This is a genomic window from Thermodesulfovibrio yellowstonii DSM 11347 (genome assembly GCF_000020985.1).
Lineage (GTDB): Bacteria > Nitrospirota > Thermodesulfovibrionia > Thermodesulfovibrionales > Thermodesulfovibrionaceae > Thermodesulfovibrio > Thermodesulfovibrio yellowstonii.
This window is the reverse complement of the sequence record NC_011296.1, coordinates 726,108-751,908: the sequence shown is the minus strand read 5'-3', so window position 1 is coordinate 751,908 and position 25,801 is coordinate 726,108. Positions and strand designations below refer to the sequence as shown.

General features: G+C 34.9%; 28 protein-coding genes. 15 read left to right on the top strand and 13 right to left on the bottom strand.

Going from position 1 to position 25,801, the window contains the following annotated elements; translation table 11 throughout:
* Positions 1-9: 9 nt before the first annotated feature.
* The 3 genes from THEYE_RS03765 to THEYE_RS03755 form a co-directional block, all read right to left on the bottom strand.
* Positions 10-1,098, bottom strand: coding sequence for a sulfite exporter TauE/SafE family protein (locus tag THEYE_RS03765; protein ID WP_012546163.1), 1,089 nt, complete (start codon positions 1,096-1,098; stop codon positions 10-12).
* Between the two features lie 242 nt (positions 1,099-1,340).
* Positions 1,341-1,631, bottom strand: a complete 291-nt coding sequence (locus THEYE_RS03760; protein WP_012545020.1) for a hypothetical protein — start codon at positions 1,629-1,631, stop codon at positions 1,341-1,343.
* A 1-nt stretch (position 1,632) separates the two neighbouring features.
* Positions 1,633-2,052, bottom strand: coding sequence for a universal stress protein (locus THEYE_RS03755; RefSeq protein ID WP_012546391.1), 420 nt, complete (start codon positions 2,050-2,052; stop codon positions 1,633-1,635).
* 154 nt (positions 2,053-2,206) lie between these two features.
* On the opposite strand from THEYE_RS03755, the gene lon reads away from it, so the two are divergent.
* Positions 2,207-4,210, top strand: a complete 2,004-nt coding sequence (gene lon / locus THEYE_RS03750; RefSeq protein WP_012545787.1) for an endopeptidase La — start codon at positions 2,207-2,209, stop codon at positions 4,208-4,210.
* Between the two features lie 38 nt (positions 4,211-4,248).
* Here lon and THEYE_RS03745 read toward each other — a convergent pair whose 3' ends face one another.
* On the bottom strand, positions 4,249-4,422 hold the full coding sequence (locus tag THEYE_RS03745) for a hypothetical protein (RefSeq protein ID WP_164924830.1): 174 nt from the start codon (positions 4,420-4,422) through the stop codon (positions 4,249-4,251).
* Between the two features lie 253 nt (positions 4,423-4,675).
* Here THEYE_RS03745 and THEYE_RS03740 point away from each other — a divergent pair, with 253 nt between their 5' ends.
* Genes THEYE_RS03740 through THEYE_RS03710 form a run of 7 tightly spaced genes read left to right on the top strand, consistent with a single transcriptional unit; the run spans position 4,676 to position 9,701 of the window.
* On the top strand, positions 4,676-5,056 hold the full coding sequence (locus tag THEYE_RS03740; RefSeq protein WP_200855678.1) for a PepSY domain-containing protein: 381 nt from the start codon (positions 4,676-4,678) through the stop codon (positions 5,054-5,056).
* A 48-nt stretch (positions 5,057-5,104) separates the two neighbouring features.
* Positions 5,105-5,815, top strand: coding sequence for an ABC transporter ATP-binding protein (locus THEYE_RS03735; protein WP_012546630.1), 711 nt, complete (start codon positions 5,105-5,107; stop codon positions 5,813-5,815).
* A complete protein-coding gene (locus THEYE_RS03730) occupies positions 5,812-6,561 on the top strand; it encodes an ABC transporter permease (protein WP_012546505.1) in 750 nt (249 codons plus the stop codon). The genes THEYE_RS03735 and THEYE_RS03730 overlap by 4 nt, the downstream gene beginning before the upstream one ends.
* Before the next feature lie 8 nt (positions 6,562-6,569).
* Positions 6,570-7,097 carry a hypothetical protein gene (locus tag THEYE_RS03725; protein WP_012545656.1) on the top strand — a complete coding sequence of 176 codons (528 nt, stop codon included), beginning with the start codon at positions 6,570-6,572 and terminating at the stop codon, positions 7,095-7,097.
* 3 nt (positions 7,098-7,100) lie between these two features.
* Positions 7,101-7,769, top strand: coding sequence for a response regulator (locus THEYE_RS03720; protein ID WP_012546325.1), 669 nt, complete (start codon positions 7,101-7,103; stop codon positions 7,767-7,769).
* 2 nt (positions 7,770-7,771) lie between these two features.
* Complete coding sequence (locus THEYE_RS03715; RefSeq protein WP_012545380.1) at positions 7,772-9,145, top strand: sensor histidine kinase; 1,374 nt, start codon at positions 7,772-7,774, stop codon at positions 9,143-9,145.
* Positions 9,129-9,701: a dual specificity protein phosphatase family protein gene (locus tag THEYE_RS03710; protein WP_012546664.1), complete on the top strand. Its 573-nt coding sequence runs from the start codon at positions 9,129-9,131 to the stop codon at positions 9,699-9,701. Before THEYE_RS03715 ends, THEYE_RS03710 begins: the two co-directional genes overlap by 17 nt.
* Here the strand turns inward: THEYE_RS03710 and THEYE_RS03705 are convergent.
* The 4 genes from THEYE_RS03705 to THEYE_RS03690 form a co-directional block, all read right to left on the bottom strand.
* Complete coding sequence (locus THEYE_RS03705; protein ID WP_012546050.1) at positions 9,698-10,309, bottom strand: DedA family protein; 612 nt, start codon at positions 10,307-10,309, stop codon at positions 9,698-9,700. The two genes, THEYE_RS03710 and THEYE_RS03705, sit on opposite strands and share 4 nt — an antisense overlap.
* A gap of 216 nt (positions 10,310-10,525) precedes the next feature.
* Complete coding sequence (locus THEYE_RS03700; protein ID WP_012546304.1) at positions 10,526-10,840, bottom strand: hypothetical protein; 315 nt, start codon at positions 10,838-10,840, stop codon at positions 10,526-10,528.
* A gap of 316 nt (positions 10,841-11,156) precedes the next feature.
* Positions 11,157-12,992 carry a sensor histidine kinase gene (locus THEYE_RS03695; protein ID WP_012546453.1) on the bottom strand — a complete coding sequence of 612 codons (1,836 nt, stop codon included), beginning with the start codon at positions 12,990-12,992 and terminating at the stop codon, positions 11,157-11,159.
* A gap of 3 nt (positions 12,993-12,995) precedes the next feature.
* On the bottom strand, positions 12,996-14,624 hold the full coding sequence (locus THEYE_RS03690) for a methyl-accepting chemotaxis protein (protein WP_012545554.1): 1,629 nt from the start codon (positions 14,622-14,624) through the stop codon (positions 12,996-12,998).
* A 196-nt stretch (positions 14,625-14,820) separates the two neighbouring features.
* Here THEYE_RS03690 and THEYE_RS03685 point away from each other — a divergent pair, with 196 nt between their 5' ends.
* From THEYE_RS03685 to THEYE_RS03665, 5 genes are read left to right on the top strand one after another with little or no spacing between them, the layout of a single operon-like run.
* Entirely contained in the window at positions 14,821-16,290 is a 1,470-nt protein-coding gene (locus THEYE_RS03685; protein WP_012546582.1) for a sensor histidine kinase, read from the top strand.
* Entirely contained in the window at positions 16,283-17,629 is a 1,347-nt protein-coding gene (locus THEYE_RS03680; protein ID WP_012545725.1) for a sigma-54-dependent transcriptional regulator, read from the top strand. The genes THEYE_RS03685 and THEYE_RS03680 overlap by 8 nt, the downstream gene beginning before the upstream one ends.
* Positions 17,630-17,666: 37 nt before the next feature.
* Positions 17,667-19,370 carry a sensor histidine kinase gene (locus THEYE_RS03675; RefSeq protein ID WP_012545995.1) on the top strand — a complete coding sequence of 568 codons (1,704 nt, stop codon included), beginning with the start codon at positions 17,667-17,669 and terminating at the stop codon, positions 19,368-19,370.
* Positions 19,367-19,744 (top strand): response regulator, encoded by a 378-nt coding sequence (locus THEYE_RS03670; protein WP_012545156.1) that lies wholly within the window; start codon positions 19,367-19,369, stop codon positions 19,742-19,744. Before THEYE_RS03675 ends, THEYE_RS03670 begins: the two co-directional genes overlap by 4 nt.
* Positions 19,741-20,370, top strand: a complete 630-nt coding sequence (locus THEYE_RS03665) for a sensor histidine kinase (protein WP_012545260.1) — start codon at positions 19,741-19,743, stop codon at positions 20,368-20,370. The genes THEYE_RS03670 and THEYE_RS03665 overlap by 4 nt, the downstream gene beginning before the upstream one ends.
* Before the next feature lies 1 nt (position 20,371).
* Here the strand turns inward: THEYE_RS03665 and THEYE_RS03660 are convergent, their stop codons facing one another.
* On the bottom strand, positions 20,372-20,830 hold the full coding sequence (locus THEYE_RS03660; protein WP_012545664.1) for a response regulator: 459 nt from the start codon (positions 20,828-20,830) through the stop codon (positions 20,372-20,374).
* A gap of 402 nt (positions 20,831-21,232) precedes the next feature.
* Between THEYE_RS03660 and THEYE_RS03655 the strand changes: the two genes are divergently transcribed.
* Both THEYE_RS03655 and THEYE_RS03650 read left to right on the top strand, forming a co-directional pair.
* A complete protein-coding gene (locus THEYE_RS03655) occupies positions 21,233-22,177 on the top strand; it encodes a sulfite exporter TauE/SafE family protein (RefSeq protein ID WP_012546489.1) in 945 nt (314 codons plus the stop codon).
* A gap of 13 nt (positions 22,178-22,190) precedes the next feature.
* Entirely contained in the window at positions 22,191-22,604 is a 414-nt protein-coding gene (locus THEYE_RS03650; RefSeq protein ID WP_012545633.1) for a hypothetical protein, read from the top strand.
* Between the two features lie 314 nt (positions 22,605-22,918).
* On the opposite strand, the gene THEYE_RS03645 is transcribed toward THEYE_RS03650, so the two are convergent.
* The 4 genes from THEYE_RS03645 to THEYE_RS03630 form a co-directional block, all read right to left on the bottom strand.
* Positions 22,919-23,605, bottom strand: a complete 687-nt coding sequence (locus tag THEYE_RS03645; protein WP_012545684.1) for a BsaWI family type II restriction enzyme — start codon at positions 23,603-23,605, stop codon at positions 22,919-22,921.
* Complete coding sequence (locus tag THEYE_RS03640; protein WP_012546859.1) at positions 23,592-24,761, bottom strand: DNA methyltransferase; 1,170 nt, start codon at positions 24,759-24,761, stop codon at positions 23,592-23,594. The genes THEYE_RS03645 and THEYE_RS03640 overlap by 14 nt, the downstream gene beginning before the upstream one ends.
* A gap of 207 nt (positions 24,762-24,968) precedes the next feature.
* Positions 24,969-25,412 (bottom strand): response regulator, encoded by a 444-nt coding sequence (locus THEYE_RS03635; RefSeq protein ID WP_012546418.1) that lies wholly within the window; start codon positions 25,410-25,412, stop codon positions 24,969-24,971.
* A 6-nt stretch (positions 25,413-25,418) separates the two neighbouring features.
* On the bottom strand, positions 25,419-25,799 hold the full coding sequence (locus THEYE_RS03630) for a response regulator (RefSeq protein ID WP_012545665.1): 381 nt from the start codon (positions 25,797-25,799) through the stop codon (positions 25,419-25,421).
* Positions 25,800-25,801 lie beyond the last annotated feature (2 nt).

The window sequence follows — 25,801 nt, the reverse complement described above, 5'->3', positions numbered from 1 at the left end:
TCCTGAGATTTATTTCACCGTATCTGAAGACGGCAATTCAACGAGTCTGCGTAATTTTCTCTCCTCTCTCAAACCTTTATACAAAGCTGAACATATAATCAATGCCCCTGTTAAAAGCGCTGCAACCATTATTATAAAACTTGAGCTTTTAAGAATTTTAACAGTCATTTCTGAAAGAGGTGAAATTACCCCGAGTTGACTTAAATAAACTGGTATCATTAAACCTCTGCTTACAAGAACTACAAGCATTATCACACTCATTACGATTTTTATCATGTAGTCCTTAACATAGGTTGTTCCTATTGCACCAAGTTGAACCCCAAAAAGAGAACCTGCAAGAATAATCATGGCAAGCCTTATATCTACAAAACCTCCCATTGCATACTTAAAAGAACCAACCAGCCCCATAACAAAGGCAATAACAAGTTCTGTTGCAGATGCCATCAATGCTGGTGCACCAAGTATATACATCATTGCAGGAACTCCTAAAAATCCACCAACTGCTATTGTAGCAGCAAGCATTCCTGTTGCAAAACCAAGAGGTATGGTAAAGAGAAAAGAAATTTTTGCATTAAGGCTTTTGAAATAAACCATAGTGCCTGGAATATTAACTGATTGAATCCATTTTGCAATTTTTGTTATTTTCTCAGGCTTATTTGCCTGGCTATCATCTTTTGTTTTAAGGGCATCAAGAAGAACATAGCTTCCAACAATACCTAAGACAATTACAAAAGCAACGCTTACATAAAGATTTGAACCAGCATCTCCAAAGGTCTTTTTAATGTATTCCTGAATATGAGCACCAAATAAAACTCCTGCCTCGGCAGAAGCTCCCATAACAAGCCCAAGTTTTACATCAACCTGCCCAAATTTAGCTCTTTTAATTGCTCCCACAAGTGCTTTAGGAAATTTATGACACATATTGGATGCAACTGCAACAAGCCCTGGCACCCCAATGCTCATCATTCCTGGAGTAAGCACAAAGGCACCTCCTGAGCCTATAAATCCGCTTACAAGTCCTCCAACAAGACCTACAAAAAACAGATACATTACATTGAGCCAGTTTAAATCAATAAAATTTGTTGTTAACTCTATCATCTTTTCCTCCTACTTAAAAAATTAAGACTGTTAACAACTTATAATTTATTGAAAATCAATAAACTACAAGTCCCTCAATTTTTTTATTACCTCTCTGTCATTCCCAGAAAAAACATTCTCACCTTTCAAGATACACCCCCTCTGTCATTCCGAGGAGCGTAAGCGACGAGGAATCTCCTCAAATCTTTAGCGAAGGAGATCCCTCGGGCAAAGCCCTCGGGATGACCCTTTATTGAATAGCCTTAAGCTCTTAATTGTGTTCTTATTTCTTTTCTCTCAACAGGTCTGTCACGTAAAGTTTTCTCAGCACCTTTCTTTGCTTCAACTCCAAGTGCCTGCCAGAAGTAGTTTGTAAAATTACCGTGTGCAAAGGAAAAAACAAAAGCAGTTGCCACAGGGAATAAGGCATAAAGCCCACCTCTTGCACATAATGCATTAATTATTGGCTCATTAAAGAACAAGCCAGCATAAAGAATCCCTGTAATTGCTCCGAAAAATAAAACTCTGACAAAACTTTTTTTCCTCTTTGACATCTTATCCTCCTAATAAAGTTTTATTTGGCTGAACAAAAATCAATGGGATATTCCTAAGTTTGATTTCATCAAACATTTTTTCATCTGCTATGATTATCAAGTCAGATTCTTCAATGTAACGAGCAACTTCTAAAAAATCACTGAAACTTAAAATTTCATAAAAAACTCCTCCCCCAAGCTGTTCTATTAAATTTTTTGAACTCCCTCCATTAACAAGAATTTTTACGACTCCCTGAACTCTTTTTGCTAAACTCACAGCATACTTTATTGCATAGTTATCTTCTTCTGAACCTGAGCAAATGACTAAAATTTTAGTCTTCTTTCTTGCAATCTGCCTTGCTGTATCAAACTCTCCTGCCTCGGCAAAGGAAATAGCAGCCATATAATCATCAAACTTGTTCATAAAATCTTTTATTCTCATCGTATTCCCTCCTTGAAAACCTCACTAAAAGAAAAAACAATTTTTATGCCATAGCATTAAGCTCTTGAATTTATTAGATTTTTTGATTACGACCTAAAATTTTATGTTGCAATTTGCATCGTCATATTTGTAAAATGCAATAGGAGATATAAAGATGGGTTTATTTAAAAAAAGTAACCAGACAGAAGAATCTCAAATCACTATAGTTGAAGAACTAAGCAATAAGATTTCTCAATCAGGCATGCCTTCTCATGTTAAAGATGTTGCCATGAAAGAGCTTGAACTTCTCTCAAAAATGAATCCTTCCACAGCAGAATATACCATTACATTAACCTACATTGAATATCTTGTCAGTCTCCCGTGGAATATAAAAACATCTGATAACCTTAATCTTGAAAGAGCAGAAAGAATTTTAAATGAAAGGCATTACGGACTTAATGATGTTAAGAATAGAATTCTTGAGCATCTTGCAGTAAAAATCCTTTCATCAAACAGAAACTCAAGAATTTTAATCGTTGACGATGAAGATATAACACGAAAAAATCTTGAACATGTCTTAAAAAAAGAAAATTATGAAGTTGTGGCTGCAAAAAACGGTAAAGAAGCCTTTGAAATTCTTGACAAGCAGGAGTTTGAAATTGTTCTTACTGATATCAAAATGGAGGGATTAAACGGCTTTGCAGTGCTTGAAAAAGTAAAAGCAAAATATCCAAGCACGAAGGTCATAATGATTACTGCCTATGCAGCTGTAGACAGTGCTGTTGAAGCAATAAAAAGAGGAGCTTTTCACTACATTGCCAAGCCTTTCAAAATTGAAGAGGTAAAATTAGCAATAAACAAAGCTGTTGAAGACAGACTTAGTTCAATTTCAACAAAAGGCTCAATCCTTTGTTTTGCAGGTCCTCCAGGCACAGGAAAGACTTCAATTGGAAAATCAATAGCAGATGCTCTTGGGAGAAAGTTTGCGAGAATCTCTCTTGGTGGAATAAAAGATGAGGCTGAAATTAGAGGACACAGAAGAACCTATGCAGGAGCAAAACCTGGAAGAATTATAGAAGAAATAAGAAGAGCAGGAGTAGCTAATCCTGTTTTAATGCTTGATGAAATTGACAAAATCTGTCAGGACTTTAAGGGAGACCCTGCTTCAGCACTTCTTGAAGCTCTTGACCCAGAACAGAATTATGCCTTCATTGACCACTATCTTGATGTTCCCTTTGACCTTTCAGGAGTTATGTTCATTGTTACTGCAAATATCCCTGATAATATTCAGCATGCTCTTCTTGATAGAATGGAAGTTATTGAATTTTCAGGCTACACTGAGGAAGAAAAGAAGAACATAGCTCTTAAACATCTGATACCAAAACAGATTACAGAACAAGGGCTTACTGAGTTTCCACCTGAGTTTAGTGAAGAGACTATTTTAAAAATAATTCAGGAATATACAAGGGAAGCAGGGATAAGAAATCTTGAAAGAATGATTGCAACTATATGCAGAAAAATCGCTACTGAAGTGGTGAGGGAAAATAAACCTAAAAACTCAATCAAAGTAACGCCTGAAGTAGTGGAAAAATATCTCGGTCCCAGAAGATATTTCTTTGAAGTAACTGATGCAAAAAACAGGGTAGGAGTTGTTACAGGGCTTGTATGGACTGAGACAGGTGGTGACATTATATTTATAGAGGCTGCTAAAATGAGAGGAAAAAGAGAGTTAATTCTTACAGGTTCACTTGGAAATATTATGAAAGAATCAGCTCAGGCTGCTTTAAGTTATGTAAGAAGCAACTCCTCTTTATTCGGTATTTCTGAAGAGGCTTTTGATGCCTTTGATATACACATTCATATTCCTCAGGGAGCAATCCTTAAAGATGGTCCTTCAGCAGGAGCAACAATTGCAATGGCTTTAATTTCCCTTTTTACAAACAGGCCTGCAAGAAGAGATGTAGCAGTAACAGGAGAGCTTACCCTTAGCGGAAGAATACTTCCTGTGGGAGGCATAAAAGAAAAAATCCTTGCTGCTAAAAGAGCAGGAGTAAAGACAGTGATAGTTCCTTATAGAAATAAAGTAGATATAGAAAACCTTCCTGATGATTTTAAAAAGGGAGTGGAGATAATATTCATTGAAAAAATTGAAGATGTTATAGACACAATCCTGGTTTAAAATTTAATCAGAAGAGGGAGTTAATCCCCCTTCCCTTTTTAAGCTCTCATCTGAAATCTTTTTACTTGTGTAGTCCGCTGTCTTTTTATCTGTCTATCTCTGTTTGTCTCTCTTAAAATTTCTCTTGCTGTATCAAACTCTCCTGCCTCGGCAAAGGAAATAGCAGCCATATAATCACAAAATCTGTTTAAAAAATCTCTTAGCCTCTTCATAAATTCCTCCTCTTTGAAAGATTCTGTTTTTGATAATGCATTTTTTATGCCAACAAGCATTTAAATATGAAACTGTTGAATTTATTAGTTTTTTTTTATTTTAAGGGTTCAAACTCAATGTTACAAAATGCATCACCATATAAAAAATGCGACCTGATAAAATGTTCATCTTTCTGTAATCTTCCATTTTATAAAATGAAATCGTAAGCTAACGTGAATGCTTACAAAACTTAAAAGAAAGGAGGTGATTGAGATGAAAAAAATATTAATGCTAATCGGTGGCATTCTGCTTGTAGGTTTTATTGCTCTTGGTGCTGTATATGCTCAACAGGCAGGTATAGCTGGAAGTATAAAAGTGAGCGATAGGGAGGAGGCAAAATTTGCAGAGAAAGCGGCTATCTCTATGGATGATGCCGTTAACGCAGCCTTGAAGCAAGTGCCAGGCAAGGTGCTTAAGGTAGAACTTGAAAATGAAAACGGTTATCTTGTCTACGGTGTTGAGATTGTTAAAGCTGATAAAACTATCGCTGATGTGAAGATTGATGCAGGAAATGGAAAAGTTCTCAAGATTGATACTGACCAAGACAATGAAAGAGAAGATCATGACAATAACAATGAAAAAAGGGAAAGATAGTAATAAAAGGGGCGGGTTTCCGCCCCTTTGTTTAAAACGGAGGGACAAATGATTGTAAAAGTAGAAAATTTGGTAAAAAAATATGATGTCCACACAGTACTGGATGGCTTGAATTTTAGTGTTAAGGAAGGTGATATTTTCGGATTTCTCGGACCAAATGGTGCAGGGAAAACAACCACCATACGCATCTTAACTGGCATCATGAAAGCTGATTCGGGGAATGTAATAATAAACGGATACAATGTCTTCAACGAACCAATGACGGTAAAAAAAATTATCAATGCTCTCCCTGAATCCAATGGCTATTATGAATGGATGACTGCCTATGAATACCTTGAATTCTTCTCAAAGCTTTATGAAGAAAAGATGTCAAAACATGAAATCAACAGTCTTTTAGAGGCTGTTGGATTAAATGGAAAGGAAGGTTACCTCATCCGCAGTTATTCCCGCGGCATGAAGCAAAGGCTCGGCATTGCACGAGCGCTTATCAACAAGCCAAAACTCCTGCTTCTTGATGAGCCAACCAATGGACTTGATCCAAAAGGCAGGAGAGATATTCACGATCTGTTAGTAGATCTTAATCGCAAACACGGCACCACCATCTTTCTATCCACTCACCTGTTAGATAATGTGGAAAGGCTCTGTAACAAGATAGCCATTATCAATTACGGAAAGATAGTTTGGACAGCTGAGGTAAAAGATATGAAGGGAAGCATAGAAGATATATTCTTTATGTCCACAAAGGAGGGAACTCTATGAAGACAGCTTACATTATGCAAAAAGAAATAAGGGAAAGCATCCTGACTCCAAAGGGCTTTTTATGGTATATCCTCACATCAATTATCTTGAGTATTCTGAGCTATCTGTTTCTGACTAATAATGAATTAAGCCTACTTGATCAAGGACAGATGCTTTATATGATCATGAATTTTATCACTGCCCTCGGAATATTAATGGGACTTGTGCTCGGATCAGATGCCTTTGCTGGAGAAATAGAAAGAGGAACAATGGAGGCACTATTACTAAGCCCTGTAAACAATAGGGAAATTGCAGGAGGAAAATTAGGAAGCATATTGATAAATTGGGGAGTCATTTTTGCTATTTCCCTGCCTTATTTATTAGTCGTTGGCAAAGGTGCGCAAAATCTCCTTATCGGCATTGTTTATCTTGCAATTATTGGAACGCTTCTTGTCATTATTTTTTCTGCTTTTTCTATTTCGCTTTCAGCAAGAATAAAGTCAATGAAAAATTCCCTTATCATCTCCTTTTTTATATTCCTGCTGGCAGGAGCACCAATCTTTCTTTCTGCAGTGTTGCGTAAGACATGGTTCGGCATAATACTCGATCTCATAAATCCTTTTGCAGATGCTATCAATACCTTTGACAGTGTGGTCATAGATAGTCAGGGATTCAGCTATCAGATAGTTAGAGTTGCTATTATTTGCGGATATACAGTGCTGTCTTTATGGTTCTTAAAAAGAAGCATATCCAAATTGGAAATGTGAGGTGCAAAATGAAAAAATTAATATTAACTCTTTCATTAGCTGTTCTGGTAATTTCTGCGAATTATGCATATGCAGCAAGCAGTATCGAGATCTCCATTAAGCCGGGATCCATTCAGGCAAATATGGGAGACAAAATAACATATACAGGAACGATAACCAATAACTCAGACAAGGCAGTTAATAATATCATTGCTTACATCTCCGTGATTAATGTCACTCAGGGAAAGGAATCGCCTATGGATCTTGAGGACTGGAGTGCTAATAAAGCAATCAAAATAGACTCAATTCCGCCTCATGGAACATATGAGGGCAAATGGTTCATGCGATTGATCGACTCAGGAAGTTACTTAGTTTATATAACAGTTGTGGATAAAAATGATGACATTCCAATAAGCAGCACGATGTCACGTCTTGAAATAAACAAGATACTTAGGCTCAATCCGAATAATGTGCTTCCAGTAGCTATAGGCGAGCCTTTTTTAATCGGAATTGTCTCTATGCTTATCGCTTTAAGAAGGATGAAAGGATTAAAATAAATTATGCGTATATTGATTGTGGAAGATGAAAAATCACTTGCGGACATTATAAAGAAGGGGCTTGAAGAGGAAGGTTATGCTGTAGATGTGGCATATGATGGTGAGGAAGGGCTTTTCATGGCAGAAAATCAACCATCAGACCTGATAATTCTTGATATAATGCTACCGATTGTTGATGGAATGACTATTCTCAGGAAAATTCGCAAAGCAGGGCTCAAAACTCCTGTTTTGATGCTCACAGCAAAAGACACTGTTATGGATAAAGTATCAGGACTTGATAGTGGTGCTGATGATTACCTCACAAAACCTTTTTCTTTTGAAGAACTTCTGGCACGTATAAGAGCACTGCTAAGAAGACGCTCTGATATAAAAGCTTCAATTATTGAAATTGATGACCTTGTTATCAACATGGCAACTCATGAGGTAATGAGAGGAGGAAAGCAAATCTCACTTTCGCCAAAGGAGTATGCTCTGCTTGAGTATATGGCTATAAATAAAAATAAGGTGCTGAGCAGAACTGAACTCATAGAGCACATTTATGATGAAAATTCAGACTTTGACAGCAACGTCATAGATGTATTCATAAATCGTTTGAGAAACAAGATAGACAGAGAATTTGGCAAAAAACTCATCCATACTGTGCGCGGTGCGGGATACATCCTGAAGGAATAAAAATGTTTTCATCTATAAAGGCAAAAATCATAATCTTCTACTTAATCATTATATCCTTAAGCTTATTTGCTCTTGGTTTGTTTCTTTATCTTAGTCTTGAAAAAATAATCTATGACTCTATTGATTCAAGCCTCCTTTCAAGGGCAAAGGCTCTGGCAACTCTGATAAGTGAAGATGGAAGGGAATTTAAATTTTCCGATGAGCTCATGTGGGAGTATAGCTCTCAGAAATCAGGATATTTCTTTCAGATTAGAAAACTTGATGGCACAACAGTTGAAAAATCTGCATCTCTTAAAAATCTTGAACTTCCCTTTCAAAAAGGAGAGGAGCAAATAAGTTTTAAAACTATCTATCTAAATAAAAAACCAGTAAGAGTCGTCAATTTCCCCATCTCAAACCTTGTCATACAATGTGCAGAGAATATAGACGGTAGAGTTGAGCTTCTTGAGGATTATAGAAGGATTCTGTCTCTGTCCATACTTGCTTTGATGGTTATCTCTACATTCGGTGGTTTCCTTATTGCGAAGAAAGCTCTTACTCCGGTCAAGAAAATATCTGAGTCCATAGGCAGAATTTCAGAATCTAATCTCTCCGAGCGAGTAGATGAAAAAAATATCCCATCGGAACTTAAAGGACTTGCCTCTTCCTTTAACCAGACCTTTGATAGCCTTGAAAGGGCATTTAACAGACAGAAACAGTTTGTAAGTGATGCTTCCCACGAGCTAAGAACACCGCTGTCAGTAATTCTAAGCCATAGTGAGATTACTTTAAGAAGAGAAAGAAGCACAGAAGAATACAAAAATGCCCTTATTGCTATTAAGGATGCAGCTAAAATTATGCTCAATATGATAGAAAGACTACTCATGCTTGCTCGTTTAAGTTCTGACAGAGCAGAGCTTAAATTTGAAGAGATAAACTTATATTCAATCCTTAAGGATGTGGTGAAACTTTTAAATCCCCTTGCAGAGCAAAAAGATATCAAGATATCTATTCATGGATATGAGCAGCTTACAACTTTCGGAGATAGAGCATCTCTACTTGAGCTTTTTACAAACGTAGTAGATAATGCCATAAAATATAACATTCAACAAGGGAAAGTAGACATTTATATCAAAGAAAACCAAGATTATGCTCTCATTGAGGTAAAAGATACAGGTGTTGGCATGCCTGAGGAAGATTTGGATAAGGTCTTTGACCGTTTCTACAGGATAGATAAGGCTCGTTCAGGAGGGATTAAAGGAGCAGGACTTGGATTGAGTATCTGTAAGGAAATCGTGAGATTGCATGGAGGAAAAATGGAGATAAAAAGCAGAATTGGGGAAGGAACTACAGTAAGCATATATCTGGAGAGAGGCAAAAATGTCGTTCAGGGTTAAACTTATTCTCATATTCATCTCATCTTTAACTATTTTACTACTTTGTCTTCATCTGTACCTGGAAGAACAGGGCAATTTTCACATAATTACTCCCGGAGAAGCTTACAGGTCAGCTCAGCTTGACAGAGACGAACTTGAATACTACATCAAAAAATATAACATTAAAAGCATACTGAATCTTCGTGGGAAAAATCCTAATGCTGCCTGGTATATAGAAGAACTACAAGTAAGTTCAGAGCTAAATGTTAAACATTATGATATTGCTCTTTCAGCAACACGTGAGCTTACTGATGAAGAGGTTCGCAAATTAATTGAGATTTTCAAATCTGCACCACGTCCTGTTTTAATACATTGTAAGTCTGGTGCAGACAGATCAGGACTGGTTGCGGCAATGTGGAAAGTTGTAGTTGACGGAGAGCCAAAGTCAGAGGCAAGAAAACAGTTATCACTTCTTTATGGACATCTTTCTACTGGTAAGACAAAAGCTATGGATCAGTTTTTTGATGAATTTTTTGAAAAATGGACAAGAGGCGCTTATTCTGATTTAAAAAATTAAATTTTTTCAGGTTTTTTGCGATAGAGTGATTTAAAATATTTAAAAATTACATATCCTGCAAGTCCGATTACAGCCAGCAAAATTCCTATATGTTCAATTTTTGTTATGTCATTTTTTATGATCTGTAAGCTATTGCCTCCCATGTATCCTGCTCCAACCATGAGAGCAATCGTAAATAATGACGATATTCCATCGGCAATCAGGAATTTTAAAAAGGGGAGTTTCATTACGCCAGATACAATGATTATTTGAGCCCTTAGTCCAACAATATGCCTTCCCAAAAGGATAATAATAACTCCCCACTTACTAAATTTATCTTCAAGCCATGCAAGTCTTTCAGAAGTCAATATTTTCTTAAATTTCCTATGAGTAACAATCATGCGACCATATTTTTTACCAACAAAATATAGAAAAACATCCGCAAATAATACTCCCAAATAAACAACGAGCAAAGCAGGAACAGGTTTTATCACATCCGTTGAGATTAAAAAGCCGCAAAGAATTAGCGTAGCATCTTCTGGAAAAGGCAAGCCGATACCCCCAAGTATGAGGAGAAGAAAAAGACCTAAGTATGGAACATGCCCTATAAGACCTTTCAGCTCTATCACTTTTACAATACTACTTTAACGTGCCCCCCTTGCCTATGGCAATCATAATACTCAAAGGACTGTAATTTCTAAAAAGTTACTAAAATATAAACTATATTTCAATCGCCCCTCTGTCTAATTCAGAAACACTCCAAGTCTGTCATTCTGAGGAGCGTTAGCGACGAGGAATCTCCTCCATCTATGCATATTAATGACAGTCAGTAATTGAACAGCCTTTTATAGCAATTCAAAGGTTATCATTAATGAAATAAGTGTTATAAAAAACAGACCTATGAGGAAAATTACATCAGCTATTTTTTCATAAAATAATGACTTTTTTCTCGCACGCATGGACATATAGGAAAATATGCTTGAGAGAAGGAAAAGTGTTATAGCTATTCCAACGAAAATATCAAGAATAAAGTCAATCTTTTTGTCCATTTTCCATAGTTTGAGAAAACTGATTAATATAAAACACAAACCCAGTAGATTTGAGGATGTTGGTAAAATATGTTTTGATACATTTTTAAAATCATTGGTGCTTTCAGACATTTACCCCTCCCTTTTTTACTGGAGACTGTTCAAAAACTTGTAACCTATTGAAATTCAATAAATTACAAGCTCTAAAATTTTTCAATTACCTCCATCTGTCATTCCGAGCCGAGCGAAGCGAGTCTTGAGCCGTAGGCGAAGGGTCTGCGATGAATCTCCTTATCTCCGATTTAAGGAGGCGACCCTTCGGCTTTGCCTCAGGGTGGACCTACGACTCAGATTCCTCGCACCCATTGAGGGTGCTCGGAATGACCTTTAATAATTGAACAGCCTCTTACTGAATAACTTTGATTTTTCATATTGTCACAAAATATTTTTATACTTGTCTATTATTCTGCTTTGCATAGGGGAATTTAATTGTAAAAGTTGTTCCTTCTCCAACTTTGCTCTGGATATCATATTCTGCGTTGTATTTCTTCAAAAGTTCTTGTACCATGTACAAACCAAGTCCTGTGCCTGCAGGTCTGCTTTCCTGCCCTTCTTCTATATAACGTTTAGTTGTAAAATATGGTTCAAATATATATTTTATATTTTTTTCAGGAATTCCTTCCCCAGTATCACTAATTTGTACATGTATATAATTGTCTGCAAAGTATGTTTTTACAGTTAATTTCTTTTTATCTGTATTTCGCATTGCATCAAGAGCATTCTTAATTATATTACTGAAACTCTGGCTGAAATCGCTGTAAACTCCTTTTATTAAAGGTAAAGACTTATCCAATTCAATAAATTTTTCAACCTCATGTTTAAAAAACATGTCTGCCTGAAGAAAATCAAGTTCAACAGATAATACTTTATTTAAATCTACTGGAATTTCCTGTGTTGATTGTTCTAAGCGAGTTTTGCTTAAAACATTTTTTATAATATTTTTCATATTTTCAGTAGCAGAAAGAATCATATCACACATTTCAGCATTATCAGAATTTTTCATCTTTAGCAACTGAGCAAAACCATGAATTCCATTCAATGGATTATTGAGATTGTGAACCAATCCTGCTACAAGCTGTCCCACTTCAGCAAGTTTATGCTCATTTAAGAGTTGAAATTGAAGATTTTTCTCAGCTTCTTGCCTTCTCTGTATCTCCTCTATGGCTTTTTTAAGAGCTTTTGCGAGAACACCGATTTCATCTTTTCTATGTACTGGAAGTGAGAGATTGTAATCACCTCTTTCAAGTTTAGATGCCTCTTTAATAAGCCCTTCTATAGGCTTTGTAATTCCTTGAGCTAAAAGTTTTGCCAGAACTAGTGCAAAAAACATGTTAAATAAAACAATACCTATTAGATATTTTTTAAGTTTCTCCAATGTTTCTATACTCAGGATGTTATTGAAAACTAAAACAATGCTCCAGTCAGGATTTTCCATATGTTTATATACTATAAGATTTGTTTTCCCCTGCCACTCATAAGAAATCGCCCCTTCTTTCCTTTGAAGTAGAGATTCATGTAGCTTATCTATGTTTACATGAAAATAATTTTGAACTTCCTGAAGTCTTTTACCAATTAATGTCTTATCTCTTCCCCAGATGATATTTCCCCTCTCTGAAATAATCCATTCTGAGCCTTCGGGATTTGAATTAGAAAACTCCTTAAGCTCTCTAAACAGATAGTCCTTTTTTATAGCTCCCGCTATAACTACATTTTTCCTATTTTCGTCATCTCCTATCTTTATGAAGGGTGTAAAAACAAATACATAATCCCTTAATGCCGAATTAGAAGGTGCAAATATAAAAGATTTTTTTAAATTAAGAAACTCCGGATATCCATCTTTTAAAGATTTATAAACCATTGAAGGATTGAAATCAATCTTACTATGGTCAGAGCTAAAAACAATTCCGCCGTTAGAATCAAATGCGAAAAATGCATAAAACCTGCTGCATTTCTTTTTAATTATCTCAACTTGTTCCTCTAAATTTTTATCCTTGTCAATTTCAATAGCAATTAAGTCCATTATTTTTTCAGTGTAAGTTATCTCATTATTGATGTTTAAAATCCAGTTACTAAGAAGTTGCAGATTATCCTCCTTTGCCTGCTTAACAATTGCCTGTTCACTCTTGTAAAAAGTGATATAAAAAGTGTCTATGAATACTACAAGAACTACAATTATAATCGACAGGAATATCTTAGTTCTTATGCTAAGATGAGAGAATTTCATGGCTTACTCCATTCTGAACTGACTGACAATATTTTTTAAATCCATAGATAACTTTGCAAGGTCTTGAGATGCTTGGGCAATCTGTTCAGAAGCCAATGCTGTTTCCTTTGAAACATCTGCCACAACAGCGATGTCACCGCTTATCTGTTCGGAGACCATAGACATCTCCTCTGTTGCTGAGGCTATCTGTTGAACCATAGACTGAAGGCTATTAACACTGTTGACTATCTTGAGCAATGCATTTTCAGCCTCTTTTGAAAGGCTAACTCCTGTTTCCACCTTTTGAAGACTTTCCTGCATTGCGGATACAGCAACAACCGTCTCATTCTGTATAGTTTTTATAGTCTCACTTATCTGTTCTGTTGCTTTTGTTGTCCTTTCAGCAAGCTTTCTGACCTCATCAGCAACTACTGCAAAACCTTTTCCCTGCTCCCCTGCCCTTGCAGCTTCAATTGCTGCATTGAGAGCAAGAAGATTTGTCTGGTCAGCGATTTCTTTTATCATATTAACAACCTCTCCTATCTGCTTTGATTGTTCTCCAAGAGACTGAATAACATAGGAGGTTTCTGAAACCTTATTTGCTATTTCCTTGACCTCAGTAACAGTCCTATTTACCACATCTTTGCCTTCCTCTGCAACATTCAATGCATCTGTAGCTGCAGAGGCAATATTTGATGCATTTTTTGCAATATCCAGAACAGTCTGAGACATTTCTGTGCTTGCTGTTGCCACCTGATTTGTCTTTGTTGCCTGCTCATCTACCCTTTTTGCCATTTGAAGAACCGTAGCAGATAGCTCCTCAGAAGCAGAAGAGAGTTGATTGGAGGCGTCAAGAATTCTGAGCATATTTTCCTTGAGCTTTAACCTCATTGAATCTACTGAATTGAGAAGTTCTCCGATTTCATCTTTTCTGTCAGATTTTATATCTACAATGAAATCCCCCTCGGCAATTCTTGAAAGTTTTTCTTTCAATTCTGAAACAGGACTGGTAATTCCTTTGATGGTATAAAATGCAAATGCTATACCGAAAATTACAGCCACTCCGCTGAGAGCAAACTCTATGTTTCGCTCCTTGCGAAATACTTTATCCTCCTCCTGTATATCTTTATTTTCCTTATCATCTATATAAGTAAGAAGACCATTTATATCGTCTCTGCATTTTTTACCTACATCCCTAAGCTCCTTTTCAAGGAGATTGGCCGCTTCTACTGTTTTATTATCAAGAGCAAGCTGAATGCTTTTGTTTATCAAAATTTCTCTTGTCTTGCAATCCTCTTCAATCTTTTGTAGTAATGTCTTTGCTTCGCTACTACTACACTGTTTTTTGAGTTCTGAAAGAAGTTCCCTAAATTTCTCCTTTTCTGAGTTTACTTTTTTTACATTCATTTCTTTCTCGGTTGAATTTTTAAGTAAAAGAATATTTCTCAAATCAATAGCTTCTTCTTGAATTATTTCTTTCATATTTTCAGCTATTTCCAGCTTTTTAACATCACCATTCACAACCCTGAAAAGCAAAGCTTGTACCTTCTGGACATTAAATAAACCGATAAAGACAATAATAACAGTAATAAAAAGAATACCCCCAAAACCCAATCCGAGACGAAAACCCATTTTAATGTCCTTAACCCTCATAACAAAACCTCCTCATATATTAATGAAAATGCCCTAAATATATCTTAATAAAGGTCTGCTTTGCCTTTTTGCATTTTTTATGCCAAAAAATAAATTGATGTTCTTTTCTGAAAAATTAACTATTGAGATTAATCGAGCTTGTTTCAAAAATTAACTATCCGTTGCATTTTGCAATGCAATTAATTTAAATTATACTATGTTTCCTAAAAGTATTGCACAGAAGATTATGCTTTTTTATATTTCAGGAATAGCTGTGACCATTGGATTGTCAATGATTCTTTTGTCTGATGTATGGATAGTTAAACAAAAGATAGAGCTTGAGGAAAATATCTCAAACTTATTTGAAACAATGCAGGAAATTAGAAGAACTGAAAAAAACTTTTTTCTCTATAAAAACGAATCAGACTACAATGAAAATCTGGAATATATAAAAAATGTCAAAGATTTCATAAAAAATAACAAATTTGAAGGGTTGAAAATAGAAAATGCAATAAAAGAATTTTCTGAAACTCTTCAAAGTTATGAAGAATTGATGTTACAGTTAAAGGGAAAAATTAACTCACCCTCTGCCTATGCGCTTGAAAAATCAATTAGAGAAAAAGGCAAACTCCTTACACATATTGCAGAAAATATTAAAACTACTGAACGCAAAATAATAAAAGACAGTCTGAATAACATTTTAAAATATAGCATTTTTGTGATAATTATATTTTTTGTTATTCCCTTTATTTTTTTTGGATTAGGTTTTACAAAACTTATTTCTGGAACATTGAAACATCTTGAAAGTCAGATAAAAGAGTTAGCAGAAGGGAAGGTATATCAAATTCAGACTAAATCTCATGACAAAGAGATTATATCCCTTGTCAATGCCTTTAATAAACTCCTCAAAGAACTTGAGTCAAAACAAAAGCAACTTATACAGGCAGAGAAACTTTCTTCTCTTGGCACTCTTTTGTCAGGAATTGCCCATGAGCTTAACAATCCCTTATCAAATATTTCAACTTCCTGTCAGATATTGATTGAAGAAATTGAAGATTCAGATATGGAATATAAAAAAGAACTTCTTCAGGCAATTGAATCACAGACAGAGAGAGCTAAAAATATCATAAGAACAGTTCTTGATTTTTCAAGAAGAAAGGAACTGACAAAAGAAAATATTCCTGCCAACAAGTTAATAGATGACACAATCCTTTTAATTAAAGGAGAAATACCTACAAAAGTAAAACTATCCGTTGATATAGAGGATAATCTTTCAATCTATGCGGACAAACAAAGAATCCAACAAGTTCTCATCAATATCATTAAGAATGCCATACAGGCATCAGGAGAAGAGGGAAAAGTAAGCATAAAAGCTTATTCTTACAGTCAGGAAGCATTTGATAGATATTTCATTTTAAAGGAAGAAGGAAAATGCATTGGTGAAATGCCATGCAATAAGGAGTTTATCTGTATTGAAATTAAAGACACTGGTCCCGGAATAGATACAGCAAATTTACTTAGAATATTTGAGCCATTTTTCACCACAAAGGAAAACAAAGGCTCGGGGTTGGGATTGTTTATAGCGCAGGAATTGATTAAAGACCACAATGGTTGCATCTGTGTTGATAGCACTTTAGGTAAAGGAACGACTTTTATAATAATGCTTCCAAGAAATGGAAATGATTAAAGTTCTTGTCATAGATGACGAAAAAATAACTTTAAAAAATCTTGAACACGTCTTAAAGAAAGAAGGATACGATGTTACAGGTACTGACAGTGGAGTAGAAGCTTTAAAACTTATTGAAAAGCAGGAGTTTGATATTGTATTAACTGACATTAAAATGGAGAAAGTTGATGGATTTGAAATATTAAGAAAGTGTAAAGCTCTTTATCCTGATACAGAGGTCATTATGATAACAGGATATGCTACTGTTGAAAATGCTGTTACTGCAATGAAACAAGGAGCTTTCTACTACATTGCAAAACCTTTTAAATTAGACATCATTCGCAAGATTATACTGGAAGCCTCTGAAAAAGTGAAGCTGAAGAAAGAGGTAAAACAGCTTCGCCAACAACTTGATTTTCACGAAAAAGTCAACATAATTACCCAGAATAGCAAAATGTTAAAACTTCTTGAAATAGCCCGTCAGATTGCACCAACCGATTGCAATGTTCTTATTACTGGAGAAAGCGGAACAGGTAAAGAACTCTTTGCAAGATATATTCATCTGAATTCCTTAAGAAAAAAAGGACCTTTTCTTGCAGTAAATTGTGGAGCCTTCTCTGAAGAACTTCTCAGCAATGAACTTTTTGGACATGAAAAGGGAGCATTTACAGGAGCTAATGCTCTAAAAAAAGGCTTAATTGAAATGGCATCCTCAGGCAGTTTATTTCTTGATGAGATAACAGAGATGTCCTTAACCATGCAGGCTAAACTTTTAAGAGTGATTCAGGAGAGAGAGTTCTTCAGACTTGGTGCAACTGAGCCAATAAAAGTTGATGTGAGATTCATAGCAGCAACAAACAGAGACATTAAAGAGGAAGTCAAAAATGGAAAATTCAGGGAGGACCTCTACTATAGATTAAATGTTGTTAATATAGAAATACCTCCCTTAAGAGAAAGAAAAGATGACATTCCTCTCTTAGTTGCCTATTTCTCAAAAAAATACTCTTTACTCATGAAAAAGGAAATAACTGGGGTTTCAGAAGAAGCAATTAATCTTCTTGTTAACTACGAATACCCGGGAAATGTGAGAGAGCTTGAAAATATCATAGAAAGGGCTGTTGTCCTATGTAATTCCTCACAAATTGACGTTGAACACCTTCCACAGGATTTAAAAGAACTAAAAATAGAGGTATTTACCAAAAAAGAAGGTAAATTTATGTCCTTAGAAGAACTGGAAAAGGAGTATATAAAATGGATTTTAAGAGAAGTGGGTAATAATAAAACAGTGGCAGCACAAATCCTTGGAATTGACAGAGTATCACTTTGGAGAAAATTAAAAAATTACGGGATTGAAAATTAATTTCCCCTTATTTCTAAAATCTGCTATAATTTAAAAAATGTTTAATCCTCTCAGACAATTTCTAACAAAACTTACCGAAGATAGATATTTTTATCTTAAATTCAGACTTATTTTGCTTAACACATTTTTTGCCATTATTCCCCTTGGTATTGTAGTAACTATTACCTATTTATGGATATATCAAATAGTTCATGACGAATTTAGAAATAATCTGAAATGGCAGATGCAGGAAACAAGACATTCCCTTGAATTTTTTATTTCTGAGAGAATTTCTGCTCTTAAATTTATTATAAGTTCCTATCCCGAAGACTATTTTACCAATGAAAAGAAATTTTATAAGATTTACTCTGACTTCAAAAGAGAGTTTGAAGGGATTGTTGATATGGGAATAGTTAATAGCAAAGGTATACAAACTTTATATGTAGGACCCTATCAACTGAAAGGCAAAGATTATTCTCAGACAGAATGGTTTAAAGATATGACATTAAGGACAGAATATGTAACAGATGTTTTTCTTGGATACAGAAAAATTCCACATTTCTCAATAATTATAAAAAAAGATTTACCTTCCAATAGCGATTTTAGACTTTTAAGGGTATCCATAAATATGGATATTTTACAGAGATTAGTAGCAAATCTTGAACTTGGTTCTCAGGATGATGTTTTTCTTATAAATAGAAACAAAATACTTCAGACCAATTCAAAGCTTTTTGGTAATGCTCTTGAATCTTTAAAACTTCCTTTTCTAAACATAGAAGCAGACAGCAAAAATATAAAGATTTATGATATAGAACTAAACAAAAAACAGGCATACATAGCATATGGAACTATTAAAGAAACTCCATGGATACTTGTAACAACAATATGTTCAAAACCCTATGAAAAAATTCCCTCCTTTTTTACAAAAGAAGTTACCTTAATAAGTATTTTCAGTATTGCACTGATTTTTTTTGTAATAACAAGTTCAATAAATAGTCTTGTTAACAGAGTGCATAAAGCTGACCACGAAAGAGAAATTGCAATAGCAAATGCTGAGCATGCTGATAAACTTGCATCCATAGGAAGGCTTGCTGCCGGAGTTGCCCATGAAATAAACAATCCTCTGGCAATTATAAATGAGAAAGCAGGGTTAATGAAAGACTTACTGGAGTATGGAGACATATCTCAAAATAAAGAAAGATTTATTCAGCTTATAAGTTCAATACAGGATAGTGTTACAAGGTGCAGGACAATTACTCACAGACTTTTAAGCTTTTCTAAAAAGATAGATAAAGCAAGAGAAGATTTTTATATAAACGAAGCAATACAGGAAGTAATTGGATTTATAGAAAAAGAAATTCAAGCTAAAGGAATTAAAATAGTTTACGATTTTGAAGAAAATTTGCCCAAGATTACAACAGATAAAGGGCAATTACAGCAGGTATTATTAAACATAATAAATAACGCTGTTGACGTGGTTGATATAGGAGGACAAATAGAGATAAAAACAAAGCTTATTGACGATAATCACATAAAAATATCAATTAAAGACAACGGTCCAGGGATTCCGAAGGATCGTCTTAAGCATATTTTTGAACCTTTTTATACTACAAAGAAAAAAGGCACTGGATTGGGTTTATATATTTCCTATGGAATAATAAAAAAACTTGGTGGTGATATTAAAGTAATGAGTGAAGTTGGTAAAGGTAGCATCTTTTCAATAGAAATGCCTGTCAATCCTGAAATGGAGGAAATTACATGAAAAAAGCCAAATTGTTAATAATTGATGATGAACAGGAATTAGTTACAACCTTAGCTGAAAGACTAAATCTTAGAGGATATGATGCAAACGGAGTAACCAGTTTTTCCGAAGCCATTACATTTATAAAGCAAATACCTGATGTTATTATCCTTGATATAGGACTACAGGATACAGATGGACTTGAAGTATTAAAAAGGATAAAAGAAATAAATCCTTCTATTCAGGTAATTATGCTTTCAGGATACGGTGATAATGAAAGAATAAACAAAAGTTTACAGAATGGTGCTTTTGACTATCTAATAAAACCTGTTGATATTGAAGAGTTAGTATCAAAAATTAACAGCGCAAAGCTAAAAAAGGAGGAAATGGAATGATTGAAAGACCCTTAGCTTTTGTAGGCAAGATTATCGCAGATTTTACCCATGAAATCAACAATCATCTTGCTTTAATAAAAGAATCTGCAGGTTTAATCAGTGATATATGTAAAGGCAAAAAATCTATTGATAAAAAAGAAATGCCCTATGTTATTGAAAGTCTTGAGGCAATTGAAAATCAAATAAACAAAAGTGTAAATTTTATCAACTATTTCAACAGATTCGCTCACAGAATGGACAATCTTAAAAGCTCCTTTAAATTAAACTCTGCTATTGAGGAATTATTTGAATTACTCAAAAGATATTCCAATAGAAAAAAAGTCTCTTTAAAATATGATTTACCCTCATCCCTACCTGATATTGAAAATTCACCATTTATACTGGAATTTGCAATATTTTATGCAGTAGATAGCTTTTTGAAGAAATCTAAACCTGATACAAATATCATTGTAACAGCTAACAAAGAAAATGGCTTCATCAGATTAACAGTAAAATATGAGGGCGAGTTTACAGAAAATATCACACAAGAAATATGGCAAATTTCAACAGTTCAAGAAATACTATTACTTACCAATATAAAAATTACATGCAACGATAAAACAGTTACTATAGAAATACCTATTTAAATTATTTTTCTTCCTTGTTTTCCATTATTTTTCTTGCTGTGTCAAATTCACCCTCTTCAGCAAAGGCAATTGCAGACATTGTAAGCTCAAGCTTTCTCTGATAAGCACCCTTGATTTTGTCCATTAAAGTTTCAATATCAACGGGTTTTCTCAAAAATTCATAAGCTCCGAGTTTTTCTGCTTCTTCCTTATCTTTTTCTGTTCCATGAGCAGTTAGAATAATAACCTGCGTTGTTGGATATGCCTGTCTGATCTGTCTTAAAACCTCAATTCCGTCCATTCCGGGCATGCGCAAGTCAAGAACAATAACATCTGGTTCCTGTTCTTCTGCATATTTTATTGCTTCCTCACCACTGTATGCTGTATCTGGTTTAAGTTCCCGCATCTCAAGTCTTTTGGCAAGAGTTTTTACAAACTCTACTTCATCATCTACAAGTAAAACTCTCATCTGCCTTCCCATTTTTACCTCCTGGATATTCTTTAGAGACTGTTCAAAAACTTGTAGTTTATTGAAAATCAATGAACCACAAGTCCTTAGATCTCTTAATTACCTCTAACTGTCATTCCTCGCCTCCAAAGGAGGAAACCCTTTGCTTACGCTCAGGGTGACAATCAAAGTGTCATTCCGAGGAGTGTTAGCGACGAGGAATCTCCTCGGTTAAAGGAAGAGATCCCTCGGGCAAAGCCCTCGGGATGACCCTTAATTATTGAACAGTCTCGTTCTTTACATAATAATAAAAAAACTGCAAAAAAATGTAAAGCAATTATAAATTATCTGGCTATAAAAAATTATAATAACCTTTTTCCCATTCATTTATGTAATAATTTTATAATCTTACATCTAAAACATTAGGAGGTTAGAATGAACATAAGGTCTCTGAGTTTGCTTATTCTTTTAGTCTTTTCTCTGCTTGCTGTTTCGCCAGTTTTTGCTGATACAATAACTCCTTCAGACAGTTCTATGCCATGGTGGGCATGGCCCCTTATTTTGTTTGTTGTTACATTTATACTCGGAGTTTTGGCTGTATTAGGTGGAGTCGGAGGCGGTGTTCTTTTTGTTCCAATAGTTGGTGGTTTCTTCCCGTTTAATATGGATTTTGTAAGAGGTGCTGGACTTTTTGTTGCCCTGGCAGGTGCCCTTGCTGCAGGACCGGGACTCTTAAAAAGAGGCTTTGCAGATTTAAGGTTAGCAATACCTCTCGCTCTTATTGCTTCAGCTTCTGCCATAGTTGGTGCTATGATAGGACTTGCTCTTCCGCCTAACATTGTCAATATTGCTTTGGGCGCAACAATTCTTATGATTGTAGCAATAATGCTTCTTGCAAAAAAATCTGAATATCCTGAAGTTAAGAAAGCAGATGCTCTTTCACAGGCACTAAAAATAAATGGTATATATCACGAAATATCAACAGGAAAAGAGATTGAGTGGAAAGTGCATAGAACTCCACAAGCTCTTGTTCTTTTCATCGCCATTGGAATAATGGCAGGTATGTTTGGACTTGGTGCTGGATGGGCAAATGTTCCAGTTTTGAATCTTTTAATGGGAGCACCATTAAAAGTCTCTGTTGCTACAAGTAAATTTCTTCTCTCAATCACAGATACATCTGCAGCATGGATTTATCTTAACAATGGTGCGGTTCTACCAATGATGGTTGCTCCGAGTATTGTGGGTATAATGCTTGGTTCAGTAGTTGGAGTGAGAATCCTTGCCGTAGCTAAACCAAAGATAGTTAGATATATTGTTATTGCAATGCTTCTTTTTGCAGGCTTAAGAGCATTGCTTAAAGGACTTGGAATTTGGAAATAATGGAGGTTAAGAAATGACAAAACATCAGATTAAAGAAGAACAGATTGCCTATGCAAAATGGCTTGACTGTGGGATGAAAATAGGACTTCTTTTGCTTATTATAACATTCATAATTTATATTACAGGAATACTTTCTCCCCAGATACCCATATCAGACCTTCCTAAATACTGGAAACTAAAGGCTCATGAATATTTGTCCTCTGCAGGAATTCAGGCTGGCTGGGCATGGTTAAGTATGGTTACAAAAGGAGACTTTTTAAACTTTGTTCCTGTAGCATTTCTCGGAGCTGTAACCATACTTTGTTATATTAGAATACTACCGATTTTTTTGAGAAAGAAAGATATAGCCTATTTCATATTTGCTTTGGCGGAATGCTTGATTTTAATACTTGCTGCATCAGGACTTTTACATGTAGGCGGACATTGATATCATTTCAAAAACCATAACTAATTTAACAGAAAAGGAGACCCTTCGGCTTTGCGTCAGGGTGACAGAAATTAGTGTATTCAATGGAGTATCATTTAGCAAATTCATTAAATCTTTAACAACACAATGTAGGTGACTTCTAAAAAACAAAAATGAAGTTTCCTTTATGGTGACAAAACTTCTCGTCATTCCGAGGCTGCGGAAGTAGCCGAGGAATCTCCTCCCTTGTTTAAAGTCAAAATTCTTTATCTGATTTTAGAAGTAGAATAAGTGTTTTCCCCAGATTTTTTCTTTTGAAAAGAATTCAGGGAAAATTAGTTGTTCAGCAACTTTTTTAAATCTTGAATGAAGTTAGAAAAATTTTTTACTTTATCTGATTCTTCAATCTTGACATCACTCATTACATAACAACCATCAGTATCAACCTCTACTATGGCTCTTCCTTTTTTGGCAGGTATTTTCTTGGTAAGTGTTCCATCTTCATCAGGTGTTATAAAGAAAACTTTTATATTTTTTGTAACGCAATCAGTGGATAGCTTTAATTTCCAATACCCTGTTTGAGCAATTCTTTCACGCAAAGTTACTTTACTTGATATTACTGCAATAACCTCGCAATTTTTTGGATTATAGATTATCAAATCAACATCTGGAAGATGAGAACCAAATTCTCCGTAGTGAATGAGTAAATTCCTCTTAACCCTGTTTAATTCTTCAGTTAAATTTTCACTACTTTTTCTCTCAAGCGTATTTCCTTCTACAATTTTCAGACCAAGCCTTTCAACTTGGTCTTTTATTATGTAAAGTATTAATTTTTCTAAATTCTTACCTTTAAAAGCCCTCCATGACTGTTCATGATCTCTGTTTGGAGTGGGAGATTTTTCCCAGTCTTCCTTGTGAATGTTTTTAGCTTCTTTTAGCAAATCTGAGATATAGTTGTAAACCTTATCTCCATACTTTTCTTTGTAATCTTCATAAAGCTTCAAAAGCTTATTTATCTTCATTTTTTCTTTCGTATTGAGTCCAATTTATTTTTCTCTTTGTTTTACTCTCTTTAGTTTTTATATCGGGTTTCCGCATGATATGAAGATATTTAAACCCTCTCAAATAAAAGTTAAATCTTATCGCGCGGTTATACCAAACACCAGTATTTGACGTTTGCCCCCTTCTCACTACACAGATTATATCAACGGGTTCAAAGTATTTACATAGCCTTTCAAATATTCTAAAGCCAACCGGAGTAAATTTTTTCTTTACCCATTGGTCACCAATAAGCCATGCCAGAATCTTTCCAGGTTTTAAAACTCTATGGCATTCTTTCATAACCTTCTCAAGTTCATTATAGAAATCCTCTGTTTCAGCAGAGATTTTACCTATACAATTTGGATTTTCATTGTATCTGATGTTATCTCCATATGGCGAATCAATGAAAATCATATCAACAGACTCATTATCAAGAGGAATACTACGTGCGTCATTTTGAATAATCTCTGAACGTGTAGGTGAGATATCAAAGGCTATGCATCTTCTTCCTTCTTCTCTACATACATCAAAAGTTGTTCCGCTACCTGCCATAGGGTCTAAAACAAGGTCTCCCGGTTCTGTGTATCTTTTTAGAAGATTGTATATAATAAAGGCAGGTGTGACACCTGGATATTTATTATTTCCCTTAGGGGTTTTGCCATAACTCTGTTTGGGGTAATCCCACAAGGTAGTCGCTTCTAATCTGGGTTTTTCGTGTTGCTCAGATTTCGGAAGCTTAATCATACTTAGGTCTAAATTAGGATTGTCTAATAAATTGAGCAAAATTTGAGTTTTTTTACGGTCAACTATATGAGTCTGCCATTCAATATTTAATTTTGAGAGAATTTGCTTTGCATTTTTTAATGATTTTATCTCTCCGTTTGTGACAACTTTCACCTGATAGGGATATCTTCCCTGCCAAGCCTCAGGCACAATATTTTTTCCTCCCTTAGAGTCAGCTATAAAAGGACCAAAAATAGTGTCAGTATCTATGTTGAGGAGAAAAAGAATGTCGCCCTTTTCAATTGACAATACTTTATCACTATAGATTTTGTTTGTGCCAAAAAGTTTTCTGACAAAACATTCTTCTTGACTTTTATTTGTACATGCAAAAATTACACTTTTAAAATTTTGCATCCTTTCTATTCCTCTTGATTAAAACAATCATAAGATTTTACGAATGAAACTATTAAAAATTATATCATATATCTGGCAAAGGAACTCAAAAAGCATTAATTTCCTTAATGCTAAGAACATTGCATTAGAGGAAAATCATACTTAGTTGTCTAAATGAAGTCAGCATGTTTCTCCATATGGCTGGGTCGCAGCGACCCAGCCTACCCTCTACCAAGGCTTACTCTGAAGAATTTCTTTTAGATGTTCCTCGTGTTTCTTCTCTATTATTAGAAATCTCTTGTTTTTTGCCTCCTCTATTTTCTTCATAAGCTTTTCAAAATCAACTGGCTTTTGCATAAAATCAATTGCTCCTTCTTTGATTGCCTCAACTCCTGCTTCAACTGTCCCGTGTCCTGTAAGAATAATTATCTGTAAATCAGGATGTTTAGCTTTTATCTCTTTTAAAACTTCTATCCCACTTTTCCCAGGCATTACAAGGTCAAGAATAATTGCATCAAAGTCCCTTTGATCAGCCTTTTTAATTGCTTCTTCACCAGTTGTAGCAGCTTCTACCTTGAGTCCTCTCATACCAAGTCTCTGTGAAACCACTTTCAAAAACTGTTCTTCATCATCTACCAATAAAACATTTGCCTTAAGCTCCTCATTTGACATCTGAAATTACCCCCTTTGTTTAATTTTTTCTCTAACTCTCTCAATCTTTATTATAAGCTCTTTTATATCAATTGGTTTAATTATATATTCCAGCGCTCCCTCTTTCATAGCCTCCTCAACATATTTTACATCTCCATAAGCAGTAAGCATTATGACTTCAGTAGCTGGATTGATTTTTTTTATCAACTTCAGAAACTCTATTCCATTCATCTCAGGCATTCTTATATCAAGAATAATGAGATGTGGAGAATAACTGTAAAAAAGAGGCATTGCTTCAATAGAAGATGTAGCAAATTTTACATCATACTCCCTCATAGAAAGTCTCTCCGAGAGAGTAGTTACAAAATCAACCTCATCATCAACAAGAAGAATTTTCAGTTTTTCCAATT